Genomic DNA, 23,062 nt, shown 5'->3' with positions numbered 1-23,062 from the left:
ACAGTCAGTCTGGTATCGTGCCACGGTCACCGGTGACCACCTCGCCGCCTTCCTTGGTGAAATGGTTCACCGGATGGTCGAGCAGGTCGAGCACAAGCTCGGACGGCCGGCACAGCCGCGTCCCCCTCGGCGTCTCGACGATCGGCCGGTTGATCAGGATCGGATGCTCCAGCATGGCATCGAGCAGTTGCTCGTCGGTCCATTTGGCATCAGTCAGGTCAAGCTCGGCATAGGGCGTGCCCTTTTCGCGCAGCAAGGCGCGCACCGAAATTCCCATCGCGGCGATAAGCTGGCGCAGGCGGTCCCGGCTGGGCGGATGTTTCAGATATTCGACGACGACCGGCTCCTCGCCACTCGCCCTGATCATGGCAAGCGTGTTGCGCGAGGTGCCGCAGTCGGGATTGTGATAGATGGTGACGGTCATGGCCTGGCCTCGACGACAAGAGGTTGGATTTCGGATTGCGGTTGCAGCAGCCACGTCATCAACGCCAACGCTAAGCCGGCGCCGGCGAGCTCGGCGGCGATGAAGCCGGGAAGGCTTGCCCAGCTGATTCCGGAATATGTGTCGGTGAACGCCCTCGCCACCGCGACCGCGGGATTGGCGAAGGACGTCGAGGCGGTGAACCAGTAGGCAGCGGTTATATAGAGGCCGACAAGCCAGGGCACGGCCGCACGTTCGAAGCGCAGGCCGGCCAGAATGACCGCGAGCAGGCCGAAGGTGGCAACGCCCTCCGAAAGCCATTGCGCGGCGCCGGTGCGGCCATGCGTCGACAGCGCCAGCGGCGCTAGGCCGAACATCAGATGAGCGATCATTGTTCCGGCAATGCCGCCGGCAAGTTGAGCCAACATGTACAAGATGCAATCGCTGGCCGACAGGCGGCGCGAAAGCGTCAGGGCGAGCGACACTGCCGGATTGAAATGGGCACCGGATATTGGGCCGAGGATTGTGATCAGCACGACCAGGCTCGCACCGGTTGGCAGCGTGTTGCAGAGAAGTGCCAGCGCGCCGTCGCTCGTCAGCGACTGCGCCATAATGCCTGAACCGACGACCGTAGCCACCAGCAGCGCCGTGCCGAGGCCTTCGGCGACCAGGCGTCGCGGCAGGTCGAATTGACGCTCGACTGTCATCGAACCGTCTCCTGCGCATCGGCCGCGCAGCAGCTCGGCGCCAGCGCCGGAGCGCAGATTTCGGGCCTTCCGGAGCAGCAATCCTCCATCAAAAAGCGGATCAGCCCGCTCAGCGCGTCATATTCGGCGCTGTAGACCATGGATCGGGAATCGCGGCGCACGCTCACCAGCCCTGCCCGCCCGAGCTCCTTCAGGTGGAAGCTCACATTGGAGGCCGAGACCTCGACCCTCTCTGCGATAGCGCCTGCGGCAATTCCATCCGGACCCGCAATCACCAGATGCCGCAGGATGCGCAGACGCGTCTCCTGCGAAAGGGCCGCGAAGGCAGACAGGGCTTGACGTTCATCCATATTTCAACAATCCTAGAAATGTTGAAACAAGGATTACCGCACATGCTCGTCTCTGACAATCGGGAATTTGAACCCACCATCGTCAGTGATCCCGAGGACATCGCCATCGCTGGCCTCCTGGGCTTTCTGGCCGGTCACAAGGACAGGCCGTTGGTGTTTTTCCATGATGGCCGACCGGTAAAGCCCGGCTACCACGTCACCGAGGTGAAGGCGGGCACGTTCGCCGCGCTGGATTGCGGCGCCAATCCGGAAGCCTGGGTCGAGATCTTCATCCAGCTCTGGGACGTCGACGAGGGCGACCGCACGCATATGCCGGCCGGGAAATTCTCCGCGATCATCCGCAAGGTGACCGAGCATGTCGACCTCGATCCGTCCGCCCGGCTCACTTTCGAGGTCAGCGACGGTGTACGCCCGATCGCGCTTTATCGGGCCGCCCTTCCCCGGCTGGCCGACGGCGCGGTACATGTCGAGCTTTCGCCCCGGCCTGCAAGCTGCAAGCCGCGCGACCGTTGGCTGGAGGAAGAGCGGAAAGCCAAGGCCTGTTGCGAGCCTTCCGCCGGCTCGCAACCTTGCTGCGGATAAGTCGCTCGCCGCAAAGCAGGAAAGGCCCTCGCCTCACTCAGAGATAGGGTGCTCGCGCTCCCAGGTTCAGCCGGAGAAGGACACGCCCCTGTGGCGCATTCCCGCCTGCACGCCGCGCACGATCAACCGGGACAGGACTTCCATGTCCAGCGGCATTCCTGGACGCCAGACGTCGAGCAGCAGCGCAATGCGGGGCTCGTCGGCGTTGTTCAACACCTCGTGCGGGAAAGTGTCGTCCCAGAGCAGGCCTTCGCCATCCGTGATCCGCTTCTCCTGATGATTGATCATCATGATGGTCGCCGGGCGGCCATCGGCCTGCCGCGGTATGACCAGGCCGAGGTGAAAGCGCATGATGGCGCGAAACGGTCCGCGATGGCTGGGAATGTGCTTGCGCGGCGCCAGGAACGAGACGGCCGCCGATTTGACTTCGGGGCACTCGGCCAGTAACTGGCTCAGAACCGGCATCCGCGCCAGGTTTTCGGGTATGCCGATGTCGTAGGCCTTGAGCACGAACATGCGCCAGTCGAGACCGTCATTGGCCGAGATGTCGGCCTGTTCCGGCATGATGTCGTGGAAGCGCGGCGCCCCGCCCAGCCGCACGGCAAGCGCTTCGTCGCGTATGCCGCGCCAGGCGGCGATGAATTTCGCCGCGTTCGGAAAATCGCTGGCGGCATCGAGGATAGCCGGCGCGTCTATGCGCTTTTCATAGACACGCCGGACCCCATTGGATGCAAGATCGTAGATGCGCGACATCTCATTGCCTCGAGGACACCATAAACGGGCCGCCGATGGTTCGGGTTGCACATTTTGTTCATTGCGTCGTGAGCGTCGATACTATCCGTGGCCCGGTCCCGACATCGACGATCTCAGGCCTGGTGCTATCGACCGCGCCGTTCCAGCCGCCGCCGAGCGCCTTGTTGAGGGCGATGTAGTTGGTCGCCAGCAAGACGCGGCTCTGCAACAATGAATCCTCGGCCGAGTAGAGCGAGCGCTGGGCGTCGAGCATGTCGAGAAGACTGGTCTCGCCGGCCTTGTAGAGCGTGCCTTCGAGACGTGCCGCATCGCCATAGGATTTCGCCGACGCGGCAAGCTTGCCGAAGCGGATACGCTCCTGCGCCAGCGCAACGAGTGCGTTCTCGACATCCTCGAGCGCGGTCAGCACCGAAGACCGGTAGGCGATGAAATACTGGTCGCGCTGTGCCTGGGCGACCTCGACGGCCGCTTTCAGCTGCCCGGCATTGAACAGCGGCACGCTGAGCGTCGGCCCGAAGGACCAGCCGATGGACGAATTCTTGCCGAGGTCGCCGAGATTGAGGGCCGCCGTACTGATGTTTCCCGTCAGGCTGACCGTGGGATAGCGCGCGGCCTCCGCCTGGCCGACCTTGGCGTTGTATTGCGCGTATTGCCGCTCGGCCATGCGCACGTCGGGACGCGACAGCAGGATATCGGCGGGAATCCCGGTCGGCATCGGCAGGCGTGGCGCCGGGATCGGCTTGCTGCGCTTCAGGCGCTCGTTGAGTGCCGCCGGCGGCCGGCCGGTGAGCACCGACAAGCGATGCAGCGCTTCGGCATAGCTTGCCTCCAGCGTCGGCACCGCGGCCTCGGTGCTGGCCGCTTGGCCCATCGCCTTGGCAACATCGGCGGCGGTCGCAGTGCCCGCCTGCGCCATGGTGCGGGTGAGTTCGGCGGTCTGCCGCTGCGACGCGGCCGAACGCCGGGCGAGCGCGATGCGCGCCTGATAGCCGCGTGCCTGGGTGTAGTCGGACGCGACATCGCCGACCAGGGTCAAAAGGGTCGAGCGCAATTCCTGCTCGGACGCGTCCACCCCATAGCGTGCCGCCTCGACACCTCTGCGGTTGGCGCCGAACAGGTCGAGTTCCCAGCTGGCGTCGAAGCCGGCCTGGTATTCCGCGTAGACGGAATTGGTGCCAGATGTCGTCTCGGCTGACTTGTTGCGCGTGACCGAGCCGGATCCATCCACCGACGGCAGCAATGTGCCGGCGGACTGGCGATAGCTGGCGCGCGCCTCGCGGATCTTGGCCTTCGTCGTGGCGACATCGAGATTGCCGGCGACCGCTTCCTCGACAAGCGTGTTGAGCTGCGGGTCGCGCAGGCGCTGCCACCATTGCGAAAGCTGCGCCGGATGGACGGATTTCGTCGGCTTCTGGCCGCTCCAGTTTGCCGGCATCGGCAGGATGGCCGTCCGGTAGTCCGGCCCGACGACGCATCCCGCGAGCAAGGCCGCGCCGAGAATAGGCGCAAGGAGCCGCCCCGCGGCCACCGAGCCACGTTCAAGACCTGTCATGTGAAGAACCCTTATTGCTGGTTGGCCGTCACCGGCGTTTCGCCCGTATCCTGCCCAGGATCTGGTTTGGCCACCCTGCCCTTGAAGATGCGCCGCACCGTGACGAACAGCAGCGGCACCAGGAACACGCCGATCACAGTCGCCGCGATCATGCCGCCCATCACGCCGATGCCGACGGAGTTCTGCGCGCCTGAGCCGGCGCCGCTGGCGATCGCGAGCGGCGTGACGCCGAGGATGAAGGCCAGCGACGTCATCAGGATCGGCCGCAATCGTTGTCGCGCCGCCTCCAGCGTCGCCTCCACGAGCCCCATGCCGGCCGTCTGCCGCTCGATGGCGAACTCGACGATCAGGATGGCGTTCTTGGCGGCGAGACCGATCGTGGTCAGCAGACCGACTTTGAAATAGACGTCGTTGGTCTGGCCGAACAGGCTTGCCGCCGCCAACGCGCCGAAGATGCCGATCGGCACCGACAGCATGACCGCGAACGGGATCGACCAGCTCTCATAGAGCGCCGCCAGGCACAGGAACACGACCAACGCCGAGATCGCGTAGAGCGACATCGCCTGGTTGCCCGAAAGCCGCTCCTGATGTGACAGCCCGGTCCATTCATGTGAATAGCCGGCCGGCAGTTGCGCGACGAGTTTGTCGATCTCGTCCATCGCCGCGCCCGAGCTCACGCCCGCTGCCGCTGCGCCCTGGATCTCGACCGCCGCCGAACCATTGTAGCGTTCGAGCCGGGGCGAGCCGAATGTCCAATGGCTGGAGGCAAAGGCCGAGAACGGCACCATGGCGCCGCTGGCATTGCGGACCTGCCATTTGTCGAGATCCTCCGGCTGCATGCGGAAATTCGCGTCCGACTGCATGTAGACCGGCTTCACCCGCCCGCGATCAATGAAGTCGTTGACATAGTCGCTGCCCCAGGCGCTGGACAGCGTGTTGTTGATGTCGGCGAGGCTGACGCCCAGCGCGCTCGCCTTCTCCTGGTCGATGTCGACCGAGAATTGCGGCTGGTCCTCCTGGCCGTTGGGGCGCGTGTTGGCGAGCAGCTTGCTTTGCGCCGCAAGACCCAGAAGCTGGTTGCGCGTCTGTATCAGCGCGTCGTGGCCGGCGCCATTGACGTCCTGCAGGTAGAAATCGAAGCCGTTGGTGTTGCCGAAACCCTGGATGGCGGGGGGCGCCAGCGCGAAGACCTGCGCATCCGTGATCTTGCGGAAGGCGCCCATCGCGCGCCCGGCAATCGCCTGTGCTGCTGACGCCGGCGACTTGCGCTGGGCGAAATCCTTCAGCCGCACGAAGCCGATGCCGACATTCTGCCCGGCGCCGCCGAAACCGAAGCCGGAGGCGGTGAAGACCCCGTCGACCACATCCTTTTCGTCCTTGAGATAATGATCGGTCACCTCAGCCAGAACGCGCTCGGTTCGGTCCTGCGTCGCACCGACCGGCAGCTGCACGCTGGTGATCAGGATGCCCTGGTCTTCTTCCGGCAGGAACGAACTCGGCAGGCGAGCGAACATCCAGCCCACGGCGATGACGATGGCGAGGAAGACGGCAAGAAATCGCCACGACCGGTTGATGATGCCGTGCGAGCCGTCGCGATAGGCCGTCGTGCCGCGATCGAACATCCGGTTGAACCAGCCGAACGGACCCGTCTGCGTCGCATGGTCCTTCGGCCGCCGCAGGATCGTGGCGCACAGGGCCGGCGTCAGCACCAGCGCCACCAGCACGGACAGCACCATGGCCGAGACGATGGTCACCGAGAACTGCCGGTAGATGATGCCGGTCGAGCCGCCGAAGAAGGCCATCGGCACGAACACGGCCGACAGCACGGTGGCGATGCCGACCAGCGCGCCGGTGATCTCGTTCATCGATTTTCGCGTCGCCTCTTTCGGCGACAAGGCTTCCTCCGCCATGACGCGCTCGACATTCTCGACCACGACGATGGCGTCGTCCACGAGCAGGCCGATGGCCAGCACCATGGCGAACATGGTCAGCGTGTTGACGGAATAACCGAACAGCGACAACACGCCGAACGTGCCGAGCAGCACCACCGGCACCGCGATGGTCGGGATGATCGTCGCCCGCAGGTTCTGCAGGAAGATGAACATCACCAGGAACACCAGCACGATCGCCTCGGCCAGCGTCTTGACCACTTCCTCGATCGACAGCCGCACGAAGGGCGAGGTGTCGTAGGGGTAGACGACCTCGACCCCTTGCGGGAAGGTCGAGCTCAGCCGGTTGATCGTCGAGCGCACCGCTTCGGCGGTGCTGATGGCGTTGGCGCCGGTCGCCAGGTTGACGGCGACGCCGGCCGCCGGCTTGCCGTTGTAGTGGGCCTGCGTCGTATAGCTTTCGGCGCCGAGTTCGACGGTGGCGACGTCGTTGAGGCGGACCAGCGAACCGTCCGTCTGGCTCTTCAGGATGATGTTGCGGAACTGTTCGGCGGTTTGCAGCCGGCTCTTGGCGGTCACCGTGGCGTTGAGCTGCTGGCCTTTGCGCGCCGGCAGGCCGCCGAGCTGGCCGGCCGAAACCTGCGTGTTCTGCGCCTCGATGGCGCTCGCCACGTCGTTCGGCATCAGCGCGTATTTTGCGAGCTTGTCCGGGTCGAGCCAGATGCGCATGGCATAGCCCGAGCCGAACAGCTGCGTCGAGCCGACGCCTTCGACGCGTTTCAGCGTGTCGTTGACCGTGGCGTCGACATAGTCCGCGAGATCGGTCGAGTTCATCTTGCCGTCGCCGGAGACGAAGCCGATGACCATCAGGAAGCCGGTCGACGATTTTGAAACCGTGATGCCGTTGCTCTGCACCACCTGCGGCAATTGCGACTGCACCAATTGCAGCTTGTTCTGCGTCTGCACCTGGGCCGTGTCGGGATCGGCCGAACTGGTGAAGGTCAGCGTGATCGAGGCCGAACCGGTCGAGGTCGACGTCGCCGTCATGTAGTCGAGATTGTCGATGCCGGTCATGCCTTGCTCGATGATCTTGGTCACCGAATTCTCGACCGTCTGCGCGTCGGCGCCGGGATAGGTGGCGCTGATGTTGACCGTGGTCGGCGCGATCTGCGGATATTGCGAGATCGGCAGCGTGGTGAGCGCGAGCAGGCCGCCCAGCATGATCACGATGGCGATCACCCAGGCGAAGATCGGCCGGTTGATGAAAAATGCTGACATCGTCTCAGTTCCCGGTCGAGGCGGCGGGTTGCTGGCTCGTGCTGGCCATCTTGGATGGGGCCGGCAAAGCCGATGTCTGACCGCGGTCCTTGATCTCCCCGGTCGCCTCGTCGATCGTCACTTCGACGCCGGTCGCGTCGCCGCCGGGGCGCACGAGCTGCAGCCCCTCGACGATGACGCGGTCGCCATCGCCGACACCGCTGTCGACCAGCCAGTTGTTGCCGACGGTGTTGCGCACGGCGAGCACGCGCGTCTCGACCTTGCCCTGCGCATTGATGACCATGGCCGTCGCCTCGCCCTTCGTGTTGCGGGTGACGCCGCGCTGCGGCACCAGAAAACTGTTCTGGGCGACGCCCTCCTCGACCAGCGCCCGCACATACATGCCGGGCAGAAGCAGGCGGTCGGGATTGGGAAACTCGGCTCTCAACGCGAATGTGCCGGTGGTCGGGTCGACATTGGCGCCGGCGAATTCCAGCTTGCCGGTCTGCGCGTAGATGGTGCCGTTCTCGAGTTTCAGCTTGACGCTGACATTGGGTCCGCTGAACTTCAGCCGCCCTTCCGAGATCGCCTGGCGCAGGTTGAGCAAATTGGTGCTCGACTGCGTGACGTCGACATTGATCGGATCGAGCGAACGGATCGTGGTCAGCACCGTCTCCTGGTTGGCGGTGACCAGCGCGCCCGGCGTCAGCGTGGACTTGTCGATGCGACCGGCGATCGGCGCGGTGATCGAGGTGCGGTCGAGGCTGATGCGTGCGGTTTCGGCGCTGGCCTTGGCGGAAGCCACATCCGCCTGCGCCTGCGCCAACGTGGCGGCGGCGTCGTCATAATCCTGTTTGGAAACAACGTTCTGCTTCAAGAGGCCGGCATAACGGTCGAACTTGGCCTGCGCGGTAGGCACCGCCGCCGCCGCCTTCTGCTGCGCCGCGACCGCACTGTCATAGGCCGCCTTGTAGCTCGCCGGATCGATGAGGTAGAGCGGCTGTCCCGCCGCCACCTCGCTGCCTTCCTTGAACAGGCGCTGCTGGATGATGCCGTCGACCTGCGGGCGTACCTCGGCGATCAACGACGCCGCCGTGCGCCCCGGCAGTTCGGCCGTGATCGCCACCGATTGTGGATGCAGCGTGACGACGCCGACTTCCGGCTTGCCGACGCCGCCCATGCCCGCGGGAGCCTTGGCTTGCTCCTGTGAGCAGGCCGCCACGAGAAGGGCTGCGGCAAGCGCCGTCCAGGGCGCGAGCCGGCGAACCGGCGGGAAGGACTGGCTGGACTGGATAGACATGGGCTGAATGATCTTTCGCTTGAGGTGCGGTGGCTGCCTGGGCATGGGATCGTGCAAGGAGGGGCGAGGCCGAACGCTGGCGGTGTCGAGCAGTGCTTCGAAGCGGCTCATGTCGCGCTCCTGCTTCGCGGGTGGAGCGCACTCGAGGATCGAGTGGCTGGCTGCGATGCCCCTGCGTCATTATGCCGATCAGCGCCGACATGCCAAGCGCCTTGCCAAGTCTCACGCGATCTTGCGGTCATGATTTTCGTCGGGCCGGTGCGCAAGCGGGAGCGACAGGCGCCAGGCGGCGAATTCCAGCCGGATCGCGCCCTTCAGCGTGTCGGCGGGCAGCGCCGCGTCGTTGGCGCGCCCGGGCAGCGCCGCATGACTGGCGCGCCCGGCATGGCCGAGCGATGCGATCAGCCGCAAGAGCATCAGGGCTTCCCACATTGTCGTGCCTTGTTGCATGAGGGTGAATCCGGGATGGCGCGATCCACCACCCCGGAAGGGAAACCGGCCGGCCCGGGAACGGGTTGAGTACCGGAGCCGGCCGGCGCAGCCGGTCTGTTGTCAGCCGTTCCCGGGCCGGGGAGGCGACATCGAGCCTTCATTGGGCGGGCCTGCAGGACCGACTGCATCATTCGACGGGCCGCCCCAGGGACCGGGGGGTGGTCCGTGGGGGCGTTCCGCCGAAGCGAGGATTTCGAGTTGTTCTGGCGTGAGCTTGGCGCGCAGCTCGGCGATCGCGTCCTTCAGCTTCGCGGCCGAGGCGGCGCGCGCCGTGACGTCGTCGGCCAGCCTTTCCTGGAAGGCGAAGGGATCGGGCGTGCCGCCAGCACCCGCATCGGGGCCTTTCGCCTGCGGACCACGATCAGGCCGCCGCGGCGACAGCACCACCTGCAGCGCGCTGGTGTAGTCGCGCCAGGCGTCGAGCTGTTCGCTGCGGATGCCGACGCGGGTTTCGAGCGCGGCAAGCCAGGCGGCCAGCATGAATTCCGGCGGCGGCCCCAGGCGGCGGGGGCCAAAACCTTCCGGCCCGAAACCGTGCGGGCCAAAACCCTGCAGGCCCCAACCTTGCGGACCATGCCGCATCGGGCCATGGTCTGGACCATCCTGCATTGCCATGACCGGCGGCTCGCCGGGTGCCGCGCCAGGATCGGGTTGCGCCGCCAGCGCGGGGTGAATGGCGGCGGCGGAAAACAGGCCGAGCGCAAGAAGTCTGCTTCGCATGACGGTTCCTTTCATCCATGCCTTGGACGCCGGGAGGATAGGAAGCGTGTTTGTCTGCTTCGCGTCGGCGTGTTGCCGAAGGTTTCCGCAAAAGGGCAATTTGTTTCCGAACGTTTCCATGAGCCGGCCGGAAACATTGCGTTGCAATTTTCCATGCCGCTTGCGCGCGCTCTCCCTATAATCGGCGCCAAGCAGAGGGCACGGCAATGCAGTCACAACCCCATATCCTCGTCGTCGACGACGACCGCGAAATCCGGACGCTGCTCGGGCGCTATCTCGACGGCCAGGGTTTTCGCGTCTCGGTGGCGGCCGACCGGCGCGAATGCGAGCAGAAGCTGGCCTCGGGCCAGTTCGACCTCACCGTGCTCGACGTCATGCTGCCGGATGGTTCTGGGCTCGATATCTGTCGCGCCTTGCGCGACCGCAAGCCGCATATCCCCGTGATCCTGCTGACGGCGCTGAAGGAAGATGTCGACCGCATCATCGGGCTGGAGCTCGGCGCCGACGACTATCTCGGCAAGCCGTTCAACCCGCGCGAGCTGACCGCCCGCATCCGTGCCGTGCTCAGGCGCTCGACCCCGGAAGAGGCGGCGCCGGCGCCCCCGCCCCGCGCCTACCGCTTCGCCAGCTACAGGCTGGAGCCGGACACCCGCAAGGTGACGGATGCGCAAGGCGCGGCCGTCGATCTCACCGGCGCCGAATTCGACCTGTTGCAAGTCTTCCTCGACCGCCCCGGCCGGCTGCTGTCGCGCGACCAGCTGCTCGATCTCACGCAAGGCCGCGAGCGCGACCCGCTCGAACGCTCGGTCGACGTGCTGATGAGCCGGCTGCGCCGCAAGTTCACCGACACCGGCGACGGGCCGCTGTTCAAGACCGTGCGCAATGGCGGTTACCAGCTCACCGCGCGCGTCGAGACGGTGGAGGCGCAGGCGTGAACTCGCTGCGCCGCCGCCTTATCCTGTTGCTGGTAGCTTCGATCGTCGGCGTCGTCGGCCTGGCGACGGTGGCCGTGCTCAGCGTGCGCGGCGGCGGGCCGCCGCCGGAACTCGTCGTGCCCTGGGTTGCCCAGCAGATGGAGCTCGTGGTGCGGCTGCTGCCGGGGCCCATACCCGATGTGCTGCGGGTGCAATTCAGCGACCGACCGGCCGATGGCAAGGTGGACCGGCAGGAGACGGCGATGCTCAATGATCTGCTGCGCCGGCGAGGTTTCGACGTCCTGGCCGTCGTCAGCGACAAACCGGGTGAACCCGCCCAGCGTGCCTCCATGCGCCTGCCCGACAGCCGTTGGGCGATCCTGGAAATTGCCCATATCGATCCGCCCAGGCGCGAATGGCTGGTGCTCGCCGGCTGGATCTCGCTGATCGTGGCCGGCGCCACCGCCGTCTCGGTCTATTTCACATCGGTGCTGATCCGGCCGCTCGAAATGCTGGAGGCCACCGTCTCCAAGATCGGCAGCGATGGCGTGCTGGCGCCGGTGCCCGAGGTGGGCTCGGCCGAGGTCAAGGCGACCGCGCATGCGCTGAACCAGCTCTCGTCCAGGCTGAAGACGGCGATGGAAAGCCGCATGCGGCTGGTGGCCGCCGCCGGCCATGACCTGCGCACGCCGATGACGCGCATGCGGCTGCGCGCCGAATTCCTCGACGAGGAGCGCGACAAGTGGCTGCACGACCTCGACGAGCTCGACCGCATCGCCGACAGCGCCATCCGCCTGGTGCGCGAGGAGGTCAATCAGGATGCCGTCGAGCCGCTGGACCTGGAAAAGATGGTGCGCGACATATCAGCCGAGATGGCCACGCTCGGCCATTCCGTCTCGATCGGGCATCTCGACAAGGTTTCGGTGCGCGCCGGCGCGCTCGGCCTGCGCCGCGCGCTGCGCAACCTGATCGTCAACGCCGCCACCCACGGCAAGGCCTGCACGATCGCGCTCAATGTCGCCGACGGGCGCGCCATACTTTCGATTTCGGACATCGGCCCTGGCATTCCGCCCGACCTCATCAACAAGGCCTTCGAGCCCTTCTTCCGCGTCGACCCCGGCCGCCAGCAATCCATTCCCGGCGCCGGCCTCGGCCTCGCCATCGCCAAGGAAATCATCGAGCGCTACGGCGGCACCGTGACGCTGGAGAACCGCCAGGGCGGCGGACTGGCGCAGACCGTGGTGTTTGACGCGGTGTGATTGCGTCCAGTCGGCGGCCGGCCGCGTCGTCAAAGGCAGCCCAAACCAAGCAGCGAGGCCTGCGCAGCGAGCTACGACGTGGCGCGCAGATTTCTGCGCATGGTCCGCCTGCCCGTCGCACGGGCTTTCTCGGCCACCACGGCGGCGATCTCGACCACCTCGCCCTCGCGCGATCTGCCGTTGGTGGCTTTGTGGAGCCGCTCGTAGGGCAGCAATTCCTTGATCCGGGCGTTGAGCGACGCGATTTCGGCCCGCAGGTCCTCGCATTCCTGCCGCTGGACATCCCGCTGTATGTCTTCCGATGCCTGTTGCAGCGCAATCTGCGAAAGATTGGCGTTCGCTTTGGAAAGGCTCATCTTGTCGGTTTCGTTCTCGTCCGTGAGCGCCGACAATCTTTCATCGGCGATCTTCTTTTCAGCCACTGCGTCGTCCAGTTCGGTCTTGAGCCTGGCGATCTCGGCGGCGGCCGCGCTGTTCTCGTTCGAGGCCCGCTCCAGCCGCGATTCCAGGTCCTGTATCTCGGAACGCAATCCGCGCATTTCCGTCTGGCCGCGAGCCCGTTCGGCTTCCCAGTCGCCTTCCATCATGCTGGCCGACTCGGTCTTTTCCGCCAGCTTCGCCTGCGTGGCCTCGAGCGCCTTCTGCAGCCGGATCTCCTCTTTCTCGCTCTTGCCGAGCGCCGCCATCAGTTCGGCAAGCCGCGCCGCTTCGCTGGCGTGGATTGCCGAAAGCTCGTCCAGCCTGTGGCGCGTCTGGGTCTCCCGCTTCAGCACCTTGTCGAGCTCGGCCGACAGGCTGACATGTTTCTCCCGCAGCATCTTGCTCTCGCGCAGGCGCCTGTTGGCCTCGACCGTCCTGGCCGTCAGCCGGTTGGCGATGTCGCCGAACTCCGCGTCGCGTTTGGCGTTGGCATTGGCCATCTCCGCGAGTTCGAGCCTTACCGCTGCGAGCGTTGCGCGAAGCGTCTCCCGGTCCTGGACCAGGGTCGTCTCGCGCTGCTGCAGCAATTCGCACGCGCCGTCACGCTCGCGCAGCTTTGCCGCCGTGTCGTGCAGCTTTTCCGACAGCGTTCTCTGCTCCGCGATCAGGCCGGCATTTGCGAGCTCCAGCTCATTGGCGCGAAGAATGTCGGTGTGGAGGATGTTGAGGAATTCCCGCGTCAGATGGTGCGAGGTCGAGATCTCCGACAGTTTGCCGTTGATCTCGTCCAGATAATCCCTGGCGTCGTGGAACATCCCTTCGAAGGCATTCAGTGCCGCCAGCCGGGTCTGGGCATGAGGCGTCAGTCGTGGCGCGGTTTCGGCGGTCTCGGCGTTGCCCGCCGCATCGGGAGCGTCCGCGGCATCCGCTTGTGGCGCATCGGCTTGGACTGGCGAGGCGTCGGCGCCTGACGCAGGATCCGGGACATCGTCGCCCTTTGGCGGGTCCTCGAATTCGCTATCGAGGCTGGCATCCAGGGCGTCGGCCAGATCGTCCTGTAACTCCTGGAGTGCGTTGTCTACGTCTTCAGCACGCTTGATCAGGCTCTTGAAGTTCATACGGAACTCCCTCTTACGCAACCAAACCCAGATATTTAATAAACTGCTAATATGTATCCTTACATCCGCTTATTCCGCAAGGGAAGGCCCCGGTGGAAAATGTAAATTTGCAACATTGGCGATTTGGATGCCGCAAGCAGCCGGCGTTCGCGACGGTGTGAACGTCGCGTGCAGCCTGATATGCAGCCGGCAAACGGCCTGCAGGTCGAACGGGAGGGCGTGGAGATGTCGATCAAGGTGATCGGAACCGGCTTCGGCCGGACGGGCACGGATTCGATGCGCGAGGCGCTGGCCATTCTCGGCTTCGGCCCCTGTCATCACATGCATGAAGTGATCGGCAACGAGGAGCAGAAACGGATGTGGCGTGCGCTGGCCCAAGGTGCCGCGCCGAACTGGAACCAGCTGCTCTCGGGCTATGTCTCCTGTCTGGACTGGCCCTCGGCGTATTACTGGCGCGAACTGATCGAGTTCTATCCGGATGCCAGGGTGATCCTGACCTACCGTTCGGCCGAAAGCTGGTGGGAGAGTTTTGAAAAAACGATCGCGGCGGGTCTTGAGCAAAGCGTGGATCAGGAATCGCTGGGCCTTGCCCTGATCGCCAGGCAGGTGTTCGGCGGCCGGCCCGGCGATCGAGCGCATGCCATTGCCTGCTACGAGGCCAATGTCCGTGCCGTGTACGCCGGGGTGCCACCGGAGCGGCTGCTGGTCCACGCTCTTGGCGATGGCTGGGAACCGCTGTGCACCCATCTCGGCGTTGCGATACCGGATCAGGACTATCCCAATCGCAACAGCGCCGCGGGCTTCAGGTCGAGATTTTCGCTGAACTGACCTGGACGAATGCCGGCGGTGCCGGGCCGGCAGATCCGGGTACCTCGCCCCCTCTGCAGAGGGGCGAGGAAACAGCGCGGCGTTTTACCCCGCCATGGCCAGCGGCACGGCGCTCTTGTTGGGGATCTGGATGTCGATTTCCAGCGTCGACATGGTCTCGCCGCGATCCATCGAGACCTGAAGGTAGTCCTGATCGATCTGCACATGCTTGGCGATCACAGCCATGATCTCCTCGCGCAGGATGGAGACGAGATCGGGCTGGCCACGGCTGCGGCGCTCATAGGCGAGCAGCACCTGCAGCCGCTCGCGCGCCACCGGCGCGCTGGTGCGCCGCTTGAAGAGGTCGAGGATGCTCATGCGGCCCTCCTTCCGAGCAGACGGTCGAGAAAGCCCTTGCGTTCGAAGGGCACCACCACCGGCAGATCTTCGCCTTCCAGCCGTCTTGCCGCTTCGAGATAGGCCTTGGCGGCGTTGTTGAGCGGCTCCGACAGCGTCACCGGCGAACCGAGGTTGGAGGCGCGCAGCACATCCTGGCTTTCCGGGATGATACCGAGCAGCGGCACCGACAGGATTTCCAGCACGTCGTCGATCGACAGCATTTCGCCCCGCGCGGCGCGTGCCGCGTCATAGCGGGTGACCAGCACGTGCTTGGCGATCTGCTCGCCCTGTTCCGCGCGCATGGTGCGGGCGTCGAGCAGGCCGATGATGCGGTCGGAATCGCGCACCGACGACACTTCGGGATTGGTGACGATGACCGCCTCGTCGGCAAAGCGCATGGCGAGCTGCGCGCCGCGCTCGATGCCGGCCGGGCTGTCGCAGAAGACATAGTCGAACACCGAGCGCAGCTTGTCGATCACCTCGCCGACGCCCTGCTCCGTCAGCGCATCCTTGTCGCGCGTCTGCGAGGCCGGCAGCAGGAACAGCGTGTCGACGCGCTTGTCGCGGATCAGCGCCTGCGACAGCTTGGCTTGCCCCTGGATGACGTTGACGAGGTCGAAAACCACGCGCCGCTCGGCGCCCATGATCAGGTCGAGATTCCTGAGGCCGACGTCGAAATCGACCAGCGCCACCTTCTTGCCGGTCTTGGCGACCGCGGCACCCAGCGCGGCCGTCGAGGTAGTCTTGCCGACGCCCCCCTTGCCCGATGTGACGACCACTACCTTGCCCATGGAAAAAGCCTCCGTTGCCTGTTGTCGTTGCCGTGCGCCGCACGGTTGTTGTCAGAGCCTGCCATCATGCCATCCCAAACCGGTCCGAGGCTTGCGCCCGGCGATGGTGCTCCGGCGCCTGTCGGGGCCGGAACCGTGAAGCCGGGCGTCCGCATCGCGCCGCCCTAGTTCAGCGGCACGACGGCGAGCATGTCGCCTTCGAGGAAGGCCTGCACCGCCTTGCCGCGCGAGACGCCTTCCATCTCTTCGGCCGTCGTGTACCAGCCATCGACCGAAATCAGTTCCGCCTCGTTCTTGCGGCAGAAGATGCGCGCCGACCGATTGCCCTGCGAGCCGGCGATGGCGCGGCCGCGCAGCGTGCCATAGACATGGATCGAGCCCGCCGCGATGATTTCCGAGCCCGACGCGACCGAGCCCAGCACGATGACATCGCCATGCGGATGGAAGATCGACTGGCCCGACCGGATCGGCGACTTGACCATCAGTGTGCCGGCCTGGACAGCATCCACCGCGCCGGCTTCAGCAGCCTTGGCAGCCTTGCCCTTGCCGGCCTCGGCCTTGATCTCGACCGGCTTGCCCTCTGCGGGCTTGCCGGCATCCTTGCCGCGCTCCGAAAACACCGTCTCCAGCTTGCCGGCTTCATCAGCCGCCTCCGCCTTGCCCTTGCGGCCGGAAAGCAGGCCGTCCGAAGTCGCCTCCTTGGCGCCGGTTAAGAGCGGCGGCAGGTCAAGCCCCAGCGAAGCCCCTTCGAGCTCAATCGCATAGACCCGGATGCCACGCGCACCGAGCGAAGCGACCAGCAGCGCGATATCGGCGACCTCAGGCTTCAGCACATTCAAATCGAGCACCACCGGCCGCCCGGCAAAATACCCCGGCGAATTGCCGATCCAGTGATCCAGCCCCTCCAGCCAGGCGGAAATCGGCGCCTCCGGGGTGAGCGTGAAGGCCACGAACGAACGGGCGCGAAAGCGAATGGATTTTGTTTCGACGGGGGCGGCAAAGGTCACGGCCAGCGAATCCTTACTGAGAGGTAAACGCTAGGGGGTTAATGGTTAACGAATGGTTAATGGGGAGGGATCAGAGAGAGCTAGAATGAGGTTTCTTGACAGCTTCCACGAGAGCCGCGCTATCGTAATTATCCGCTGCGCACGCCCTTAGCAGAGAGAGTGAAATAGCCAAGAACCAAACTCGCTGCCACGATGGCCATGGCGACTTGCCAAAGGCCTTTGCTTGAAAGCAGGGCCGTAAGAAAATTCTAGGCGGTCCTGCCGCTTACAGCGTCCACCTTACTGCTACCATCCTTATCATTACTCATCTCTATCGAGCCCCACCTTCGGAGCAGAATTCTCGCTTGCCCGCAGAAAGTCATTCAGAGTTCCATCCAGTAATTGCAACCAGGCTCTAGTCACGTATGCTGGTCGGCGGCAGGCAGCCGATGGCGAGCAAAGTACCGCAGCTAAGCTTGTGCCAATGCAAGCTGCTGAGGGATCCTGGAGTTAGGGGGGAAATTCATGCAAGAGGTTAATTTTAGCTCCGTTGTAAGGTGGGGACCTCAAGGGGCGGCGGGCGCGCGGGCACCTAGTGTGATTAGTGGCATATGTCCGCACTGTAACGAGCGGGTGATTTTCTCACTGAGTCACCATACTGAAGACCCCAACCGGACAACGATAGCGGCAAACGCCGTCTGCCCCGCGTGCCAGCGCGGGGTCCGATTTTGGTCTGTGCGTAACACCCCAAAGCCGAAAGATGAGGTAGGCAATCCCATCGCCGTTTTTATGTACCCACCAGCCGTTGCCCAATATCCCTATCCGACTTTGTCGGACGGAATCCCTGAACGCCTGCGCAACTCTCTTTTCGCAACGATAGATGCGTTCAATGCCAAAATTTACGGGGCTACGGCGGTGGCCGGTCGCGTGACGTTGGAAGGCATTTTTAAATACCGAGTTCCGGAAGGGAAGCGAAAAGAGTCCCTTATGAAGCTTATCGAAATCGTGAAAGCTGATTCCAGTCTCGCGGAACCGCTGACAGCTTTATCACATGTGATTCGAACGGGAGGCAATCTTGGCGCCCATTTTCACGAAGAACGTGAACCTACAGAAGCCGTAGCTCGGGGCATAGTCGAATTGCTGGATTATTTGATATCTTATCTCTACGTGTTGCCTGAAAAGATCAAAGCACTTGAGAAAGATCTTGGAGCAAAACCTGCAACTCCTCTGTCGCCCCCAGACGGGGCTCCGCCGTCCTAGGAGAGAAGTTTGCCCCATTAACTAGGCAGAGAATTGTCTGTCTGTTTCGCAGACTAGATAGACGCTCACCCCCTCAACCCCGCTTAAAATACTGCACCTCCCTTTCATGCTTCTCCGCCGCTTCCCGCGTATCGAACGTCCCCAAATTCCGCCGTTTCCCCGTCTTCTCGTCCTTCTTCCTTGAATAAAGCCGGTATCTTCCGTCTTTCAGCTTCCTGATCATCGGTCTCTCCCTTGGAAAAGACGAAGGGCCCGGCCGTCGCCGAGCCCTTCTTTTTGTCAGTCGCGGTGTTCGGGCATGGCTTTCAGCTGGTCCTTGGTCCAGTTGGTCACGGCGTGGACGTCGCCGTCCTCGTCACGCATGAAATCGAGTTCGTTGGCGGCGACGGCGACCGGTTTGGCGCCGATGCCGAGGAAGCCGCCGACATCGATGACAACCAGGCCGCTGCCATGCATATGGTCGACAGAGCCGATCTTCTCGTCGTGGGGGCCGTAGATGGACGCGCCTTCAAGCGTGTCCGGTGTCAGTTCGGCGGGGCGGAGCCTTACGTGATTTGCGTGGTCCATCAGTGCATCTCCTCTCGGGTTTGGACAGGGTGAACCTCCGAGGCGGCCAAGGGTTCCGACCGATTTCATGTCGCCGATGCCTTTGGGGTGACGCCGGACAGACCGCACCAGACCGCCGGCGCCGGGTACCGGCGGCGCCGCGTTTTCGTGCGCTGGTCAGGGCAATTCCAGGAAAAGCCTGAAACGGTTTTCCCTTGGAAATTGGGTGGCCTAGCTGCGCTTCTTCGCCTTGAGGCTGCGCGCGGCCTGCTCGATCGCGGCGCGGTCGTTGCCCAGGCGGTCGAGCAGCTCCTGCGCCTCGTCGCCCGATATGCCCGTGCGGACGGCCAGTTCCTCCACCGTCAGAACGTCGGTGCTGGCGATCTCGCCGGTCTGCGGCAGCGCGTCGCCGGCCGTGAGCGGCAGGGCGGCCTCCCGGTCGATCTCCATCTCGGCCTGGCGCCAGTGCCGGTCATGGTCGCCATGCGCGCCGCCTTCGCGTTGCCAGATCTCGTAGGCGCGGTTCCTGATCTTGTCGTCGCGGTCGTCGCTCATTTCGATTCCTCCACTCATGTGAGGCATGAACGCCGCGCCGATCCGAACGATCCAAAAAATCTGCGTGATCGCCGGGCATCGCAAGGCGCCGCCTTTCAGCCGCGCCCGGTCCCATCCGGCGGCTACTCGCACTGGCGCCTGGGTCCGCCGGAATAGGGCTGATAGCTGTTGTCTTCGGGCCGGTAGGAGCGGTAGCGGCTGAAGCAGGAATCGACATGATCGGGGGAAAGCGCCGTCGTGGAAGCGGCGTCGCCCGTCTCGGCATAGCTGACTTCGGCTGAAGCGCCCCGGTCGGCGCCGGCGTCGAGATAGGGCGAGACGCAGGGGCGCAGCCGCCCGCTATAGGACATGTAGCTGTTGTCGTCGGGATGGTAGGAGCGGTAATGGCTGGCGCACCACTGGAGATGCGACGCCGGCAGTTCGGCCGCTGCGGGCGCGGTCGAGCCGGTCGCGGCCGGGTCGGGTGCCGGCTCCTTGGCCGCGATATCAGGCGGCGCGGGCTGGTCGGCCGGCAAGCGCTGGAGGTTCTGCGCCGCCTTGTTCACCGGCCGCGCGTTCCTGGTCCACAGCTCCGCCACGCTGACGGTCGGCCTTGCCTCATGCGGGGACTTGGCGGCAAGCAGCCAGGCGGCAAAGCCCAACCCGCTGCCGAAGACCGCAAGGGTCAAGACGAAGCCGCCGACCAGTGCCAGAATCGCTTTCACGTCACGCTCCTTCAGTCACTGCTCATAGAATGCGGAGCATCAAGGCTGGTTCCAGCACAGCGCGCGCAAGCGTGCGTGGGCGCGCGGGCTCAGCTCGTCCTCAAACCGGCAGCCTCAGGGAAAACTGGTTCTCGACCGCCAGCAGCGCCGCCACCATGTCCTTGTCGCGCCGCCGCTGCTGCAAATAGCCGGCCAACAGCCAGTCCAGCGAGAACCGGCCCGCGCCGGCAACGGCCAGCACGAACATGCCGCCTGATATGGCCAGATCCTTCTCGAAATGCAGCAGTTCGTTCTGGCTGGCGAAGTTGGTGTGGAACAGCATGGCCGTGGCCAGGCAGAACAGGCCGAGCCCGACTGCGCCCGGCCGCGTCAGCAGGCCCGTTGCCACCGAGAGCCCTGCCCCCAGTTGCAGTGCGATGGTGGCGATGAACAGCGGCAGGCCGACGCCAAGGGCTGCCATGGCCTTGGCGGCGCCCTCGAAATGCGTGGCCAGCGTGACGCCCTCATGCAGGAAGATGAAGGACATAAGCATGCGCCCGACAAGCAGGGTCACATCCCTGACATAGAGTTTGGTGGCGAGGGTGTGCAGCTTCGCGGCGCGTTCGTTCAGGGTCATGGTCGGGCTCCGATATTTCTACACCATGCGGGCGCGCGCGGGGATGGCGCTTGCCGAATGTGATGCTTGAAAGGGCCGGAGCCGGCTCGAGGGAGAGGCGCCGGCTCCGGCAATGGGCGCCAGCCACGAGCGCCCGAACTTTGGTTCATTTCGCGTTGAGGTTCACGCCAAGGCCCCCTCATCCGGCCGCTGCGCGGCCACCTTCTCCCCGCCGGGGAGAAGAGGCTTGCGCTTGTGCCGGCTCCTCCTCTCCCCTTGGGGAGAGGTCGGATTGCCCCGAATTGCCCTTGCAATTCGGTTGGCAATCCGGGTGAGGGGGAACTTGCGCCGCCGCCCTACTTCGTCACCTTGGTGTCGATGGCCTTTTGCAGGTCGGAAAGCTCCTCGCAGCCGGCGGGACACAGTTTCTGCAGCGAGGCCAGCTGCTCATTGGCCTTGGCCATGTCGCCGGTCTCGACATAGAGCTCGCCCAGATACTCACGGGCGGCCTTGTGGTCGGGCTTCAGCTCCAGCGCCTTGTTGTAGTAGGTCAGCGCGGTGGCGGTGTCGCCGGTCTTGCGCAGCGTGAAGCCGAGCAGATTGTAGACATCGGCCTGCTGGTTGTCCTGCGCGAGGTCCCGCAGGTCCGCCAGCGCGCCCTTATAGTCCTTGGCGTCGAGCTTGGCCTTGACGGCAGTGAGGTCGGGCGCGTCGGCGCCCTCGATGTTGTCGACCGCATAGGCCGGCATGACCGTGGCGACGGGAACGACGGTCAACACGGCAATGGCGCCGAGCAGGCCGAACAGGGCGTGCTTGCCCAGGTAGGATTGTTTCATTGTCTTTCTCGCTTGGTTGAGTGCTGGCATTGAGAGACCGTTTCGAAATTCGCTCCGGCGAGTCATTTGATGGTGGTTTCGAGAACCGTAGCGCAGCGGACGTTTGGGTCCGTGAGCAACGGAAGCGCAGAAAACGCCTTCAGATGGCCGCCAGAGTAGAGTTTCCAAACGGTCTCAAATCTGGACGGGAGTGAAGCCGTAGGCATTGCCGTCCTTGACGAAAACGCCGGTGCCCGGGAACGGGAAGTGCGAGCCGGAAATGCGGATGTTGTCCGCGATCACCCGGTCGATGAGCTTGTGGCGCGTGGCGATCGCCGTCGGCCCGTCCTGGTCGTAAGCGCCCTGCCATTCCGGGTGCGGCGCCAGAAGCGCCGGCACATACATGGTGTCGGCCGAGATCATCAGTTGCTCCTTGCCGGAGTTGGCGAGATAGACGGAATGACCCGGCGTGTGGCCGGGTGCGGCGATGATCTGAATGCCGGGCACGACCTCGGCGCCATCCTCGACCAGCCTCCAGTTCTTCCATTTCGGGAAGTTTTCGGCGATGCGCTTGCCCGCCGGCTTGCGCCCCTCGGGCAGCTTGGCCAGGCGGCTGGGATCGGTCCACCAGGTATATTCGGTGGCGTTGACGATCAGCTCGGCATTGGGGAACACTGGCGTGTTGGTGCCCTTCTCCATCAGGCCCCAGACATGGTCGGGGTGGAAATGCGAGATCATGATGGTGTCGATCGCCTTGTAGTCGATGCCGGCGGCGGCCATGTTGGCCGGCAGATGCGTGGCATTGGCCTGCCACTGGCCGACGCCCGAGCCCGCATCCATCATGATCAGCCTGCCGCCCATCTTGAGCACGGCGACGGTGAGCGGAATGGGCATGAAGTCGGTGGTCAGCCCGGCCTTGGCGAGTGCCGCCTTGGTGTCGTCGACCGAAACATCCCTGATGAAGGCCGGGTCGTGCGGCTTCTTCCAGATGCCGTCATAGATAGCGGTCACCTCGATGCCGCCGACCGAGTACTTGTAGAAGCCGACTGTGGGTTCCACCGGCATCTGCGCGAAGGCGGGCCGGGTGAATTCGAGCTTGCCGGCAAGGCCGAAGGCGGCAGCGGCGGCGGCGGATTGAAGCACTGTGCGGCGTGACATGCTGAACATGGCGTATTCTCCTGTGGGTTTCGGTGGCGGTGGCGGTGCAGGTGACGGAGGAGCCACGCCACATGGCCCTCCGTCCTGATTGCGGACGGGGTCAGGACCTGGAGAGGATGGTCCGAACCCCTGAACTCAGTTGCCCCAGATGCCGTGGCCTGGTTCATCCGCATCAGATTTCATCGTCGCCCGCATGCCGTGGCGGACAATCTCCGGCTTGGCGGTCGAGGCGGTGTAGGTGTTGTCGACGGTGGTGAGCGTCTGGTCGGCGGCGCTCGTGCCAAAATGGTCGCTACCGGCAAAGGCGAAACTCGAGGCGAGCAACATCGCAGCCACGCTGAGAGCGAGCTTGGTCATTTCGGTAAATCCTTGTTTCGTTTCTTCGCGTCGCGGGCCGATTGGCCCCGCTGATGACAAGACCCGGAAGCGCCGCGCTTTATTCCCCGGCACCGAAATTTTTTTTCAAAAGGCCGGAAAACCGGCGGCAGCGGCCATGCGGAAGCGCGCCCAGACACAATCCAGAAACAAGTTTCAACAGTTCAGAAAAACTGGCGAAAAGATCGGGTGGCATAAGCATCCCTCAACGGCCGGAAATCTGGCCGCCGCACAGGGCGCACGGACACAAGCGCACGGGGTTGGGCACGGGCGATGCTACGAGGTTCGAACGGACGGATGGGGGCCCTGCCTTGCATGTCGCCCGCCGCCGGCAGCC

26 protein-coding genes are annotated in these 23,062 nt (G+C 64.5%); 5 read left to right on the top strand and 21 right to left on the bottom strand.

The window, feature by feature from the left end; genetic code table 11:
- Nucleotides 1–4: 4 nt before the first annotated feature.
- From arsC to LB543_RS13300, 3 genes are read right to left on the bottom strand one after another with little or no spacing between them, the layout of a single operon-like run.
- Complete coding sequence (gene arsC / locus LB543_RS13310; RefSeq protein WP_224614410.1) at nucleotides 5–424, bottom strand: arsenate reductase (glutaredoxin); 420 nt, start codon at nucleotides 422–424, stop codon at nucleotides 5–7.
- Nucleotides 421–1,128 carry an aquaporin gene (locus LB543_RS13305; RefSeq protein ID WP_224614409.1) on the bottom strand — a complete coding sequence of 236 codons (708 nt, stop codon included), beginning with the start codon at nucleotides 1,126–1,128 and terminating at the stop codon, nucleotides 421–423. Before LB543_RS13305 ends, arsC begins: the two co-directional genes overlap by 4 nt.
- The gene (locus tag LB543_RS13300; RefSeq protein WP_224614408.1) at nucleotides 1,125–1,478 is read right to left on the bottom strand and encodes an ArsR/SmtB family transcription factor; all 354 of its coding nucleotides are present in this window, start codon (nucleotides 1,476–1,478) and stop codon (nucleotides 1,125–1,127) included. The genes LB543_RS13305 and LB543_RS13300 overlap by 4 nt, the downstream gene beginning before the upstream one ends.
- A 42-nt stretch (nucleotides 1,479–1,520) precedes the next feature.
- On the opposite strand from LB543_RS13300, the gene LB543_RS13295 reads away from it, so the two are divergent.
- Nucleotides 1,521–2,060 (top strand): DUF6428 family protein, encoded by a 540-nt coding sequence (locus LB543_RS13295; protein WP_224614407.1) that lies wholly within the window; start codon nucleotides 1,521–1,523, stop codon nucleotides 2,058–2,060.
- 66 nt (nucleotides 2,061–2,126) lie between these two features.
- On the opposite strand, the gene LB543_RS13290 is transcribed toward LB543_RS13295, so the two are convergent.
- From LB543_RS13290 to LB543_RS13265, 6 genes are all read right to left on the bottom strand, one after another.
- A complete protein-coding gene (locus LB543_RS13290) occupies nucleotides 2,127–2,813 on the bottom strand; it encodes an aspartyl/asparaginyl beta-hydroxylase domain-containing protein (protein WP_224614406.1) in 687 nt (228 codons plus the stop codon).
- A 58-nt stretch (nucleotides 2,814–2,871) separates the two neighbouring features.
- Nucleotides 2,872–4,365 carry an efflux transporter outer membrane subunit gene (locus tag LB543_RS13285; protein ID WP_224614405.1) on the bottom strand — a complete coding sequence of 498 codons (1,494 nt, stop codon included), beginning with the start codon at nucleotides 4,363–4,365 and terminating at the stop codon, nucleotides 2,872–2,874.
- A gap of 11 nt (nucleotides 4,366–4,376) precedes the next feature.
- A complete protein-coding gene (locus LB543_RS13280; RefSeq protein WP_224614404.1) occupies nucleotides 4,377–7,532 on the bottom strand; it encodes an efflux RND transporter permease subunit in 3,156 nt (1,051 codons plus the stop codon).
- A gap of 4 nt (nucleotides 7,533–7,536) precedes the next feature.
- On the bottom strand, nucleotides 7,537–8,811 hold the full coding sequence (locus tag LB543_RS13275) for an efflux RND transporter periplasmic adaptor subunit (protein WP_224614489.1): 1,275 nt from the start codon (nucleotides 8,809–8,811) through the stop codon (nucleotides 7,537–7,539).
- Nucleotides 8,812–9,033: 222 nt separating this feature from the next.
- A complete protein-coding gene (locus tag LB543_RS13270) occupies nucleotides 9,034–9,261 on the bottom strand; it encodes a hypothetical protein (protein WP_224593363.1) in 228 nt (75 codons plus the stop codon).
- Nucleotides 9,262–9,363: 102 nt separating this feature from the next.
- Nucleotides 9,364–10,023, bottom strand: a complete 660-nt coding sequence (locus LB543_RS13265; protein ID WP_224614403.1) for a hypothetical protein — start codon at nucleotides 10,021–10,023, stop codon at nucleotides 9,364–9,366.
- Between the two features lie 206 nt (nucleotides 10,024–10,229).
- Here LB543_RS13265 and LB543_RS13260 point away from each other — a divergent pair, with 206 nt between their 5' ends.
- Together LB543_RS13260 and LB543_RS13255 are read left to right on the top strand one after the other, a co-directional pair.
- Nucleotides 10,230–10,958: a response regulator gene (locus tag LB543_RS13260; protein WP_140762106.1), complete on the top strand. Its 729-nt coding sequence runs from the start codon at nucleotides 10,230–10,232 to the stop codon at nucleotides 10,956–10,958.
- Nucleotides 10,955–12,196 carry an ATP-binding protein gene (locus tag LB543_RS13255; RefSeq protein WP_224614402.1) on the top strand — a complete coding sequence of 414 codons (1,242 nt, stop codon included), beginning with the start codon at nucleotides 10,955–10,957 and terminating at the stop codon, nucleotides 12,194–12,196. The genes LB543_RS13260 and LB543_RS13255 overlap by 4 nt, the downstream gene beginning before the upstream one ends.
- 71 nt (nucleotides 12,197–12,267) lie before the next feature.
- Here LB543_RS13255 and LB543_RS13250 read toward each other — a convergent pair whose 3' ends face one another.
- Entirely contained in the window at nucleotides 12,268–13,734 is a 1,467-nt protein-coding gene (locus tag LB543_RS13250) for a hypothetical protein (RefSeq protein ID WP_140762100.1), read from the bottom strand.
- Between the two features lie 180 nt (nucleotides 13,735–13,914).
- On the opposite strand from LB543_RS13250, the gene LB543_RS13245 reads away from it, so the two are divergent.
- Nucleotides 13,915–14,562 (top strand): sulfotransferase family protein, encoded by a 648-nt coding sequence (locus tag LB543_RS13245; protein ID WP_224614401.1) that lies wholly within the window; start codon nucleotides 13,915–13,917, stop codon nucleotides 14,560–14,562.
- An 84-nt stretch (nucleotides 14,563–14,646) separates the two neighbouring features.
- Here the strand turns inward: LB543_RS13245 and minE are convergent, their stop codons facing one another.
- The 3 genes from minE to minC all read right to left on the bottom strand — a co-directional run bounded on the left by minE (nucleotide 14,647) and on the right by minC (nucleotide 16,738).
- A complete protein-coding gene (gene minE, locus LB543_RS13240; RefSeq protein ID WP_023774842.1) occupies nucleotides 14,647–14,919 on the bottom strand; it encodes a cell division topological specificity factor MinE in 273 nt (90 codons plus the stop codon).
- Nucleotides 14,916–15,731 (bottom strand): septum site-determining protein MinD, encoded by an 816-nt coding sequence (gene minD / locus LB543_RS13235; RefSeq protein WP_027144292.1) that lies wholly within the window; start codon nucleotides 15,729–15,731, stop codon nucleotides 14,916–14,918. The genes minE and minD overlap by 4 nt, the downstream gene beginning before the upstream one ends.
- Before the next feature lie 164 nt (nucleotides 15,732–15,895).
- On the bottom strand, nucleotides 15,896–16,738 hold the full coding sequence (gene minC / locus LB543_RS13230) for a septum site-determining protein MinC (RefSeq protein ID WP_224614400.1): 843 nt from the start codon (nucleotides 16,736–16,738) through the stop codon (nucleotides 15,896–15,898).
- 714 nt (nucleotides 16,739–17,452) lie between these two features.
- Here minC and LB543_RS13225 point away from each other — a divergent pair.
- Nucleotides 17,453–17,977, top strand: coding sequence for a DUF4145 domain-containing protein (locus LB543_RS13225; protein WP_224593376.1), 525 nt, complete (start codon nucleotides 17,453–17,455; stop codon nucleotides 17,975–17,977).
- A 73-nt stretch (nucleotides 17,978–18,050) separates the two neighbouring features.
- On the opposite strand, the gene LB543_RS13220 is transcribed toward LB543_RS13225, so the two are convergent.
- The 8 genes from LB543_RS13220 to LB543_RS13185 all read right to left on the bottom strand — a co-directional run bounded on the left by LB543_RS13220 (nucleotide 18,051) and on the right by LB543_RS13185 (nucleotide 22,707).
- Entirely contained in the window at nucleotides 18,051–18,200 is a 150-nt protein-coding gene (locus LB543_RS13220) for a hypothetical protein (RefSeq protein ID WP_224614399.1), read from the bottom strand.
- 56 nt (nucleotides 18,201–18,256) lie between these two features.
- On the bottom strand, nucleotides 18,257–18,544 hold the full coding sequence (locus LB543_RS13215) for a PRC-barrel domain containing protein (RefSeq protein ID WP_140759623.1): 288 nt from the start codon (nucleotides 18,542–18,544) through the stop codon (nucleotides 18,257–18,259).
- Between the two features lie 210 nt (nucleotides 18,545–18,754).
- Nucleotides 18,755–19,078: a DUF2934 domain-containing protein gene (locus LB543_RS13210; protein ID WP_140759626.1), complete on the bottom strand. Its 324-nt coding sequence runs from the start codon at nucleotides 19,076–19,078 to the stop codon at nucleotides 18,755–18,757.
- Nucleotides 19,079–19,200: 122 nt separating this feature from the next.
- Nucleotides 19,201–19,782 carry a BA14K family protein gene (locus LB543_RS13205; protein ID WP_224614398.1) on the bottom strand — a complete coding sequence of 194 codons (582 nt, stop codon included), beginning with the start codon at nucleotides 19,780–19,782 and terminating at the stop codon, nucleotides 19,201–19,203.
- A gap of 100 nt (nucleotides 19,783–19,882) precedes the next feature.
- Nucleotides 19,883–20,398, bottom strand: coding sequence for a DoxX family protein (locus tag LB543_RS13200; RefSeq protein ID WP_224614397.1), 516 nt, complete (start codon nucleotides 20,396–20,398; stop codon nucleotides 19,883–19,885).
- 335 nt (nucleotides 20,399–20,733) lie between these two features.
- Entirely contained in the window at nucleotides 20,734–21,213 is a 480-nt protein-coding gene (locus LB543_RS13195; protein WP_224614396.1) for a tetratricopeptide repeat protein, read from the bottom strand.
- Nucleotides 21,214–21,387: 174 nt separating this feature from the next.
- A complete protein-coding gene (locus LB543_RS13190; protein WP_224614395.1) occupies nucleotides 21,388–22,359 on the bottom strand; it encodes an MBL fold metallo-hydrolase in 972 nt (323 codons plus the stop codon).
- A gap of 126 nt (nucleotides 22,360–22,485) precedes the next feature.
- Entirely contained in the window at nucleotides 22,486–22,707 is a 222-nt protein-coding gene (locus LB543_RS13185; RefSeq protein ID WP_140809950.1) for a DUF680 domain-containing protein, read from the bottom strand.
- Nucleotides 22,708–23,062 lie beyond the last annotated feature (355 nt).

It is taken from the genome of Mesorhizobium sp. ESP7-2 (genome assembly GCF_020164715.1).
GTDB lineage: Bacteria > Pseudomonadota > Alphaproteobacteria > Rhizobiales > Rhizobiaceae > Mesorhizobium.
Note: the sequence above shows the minus strand (reverse complement) of the source record. Positions and strands in the feature narration are given on the sequence as shown.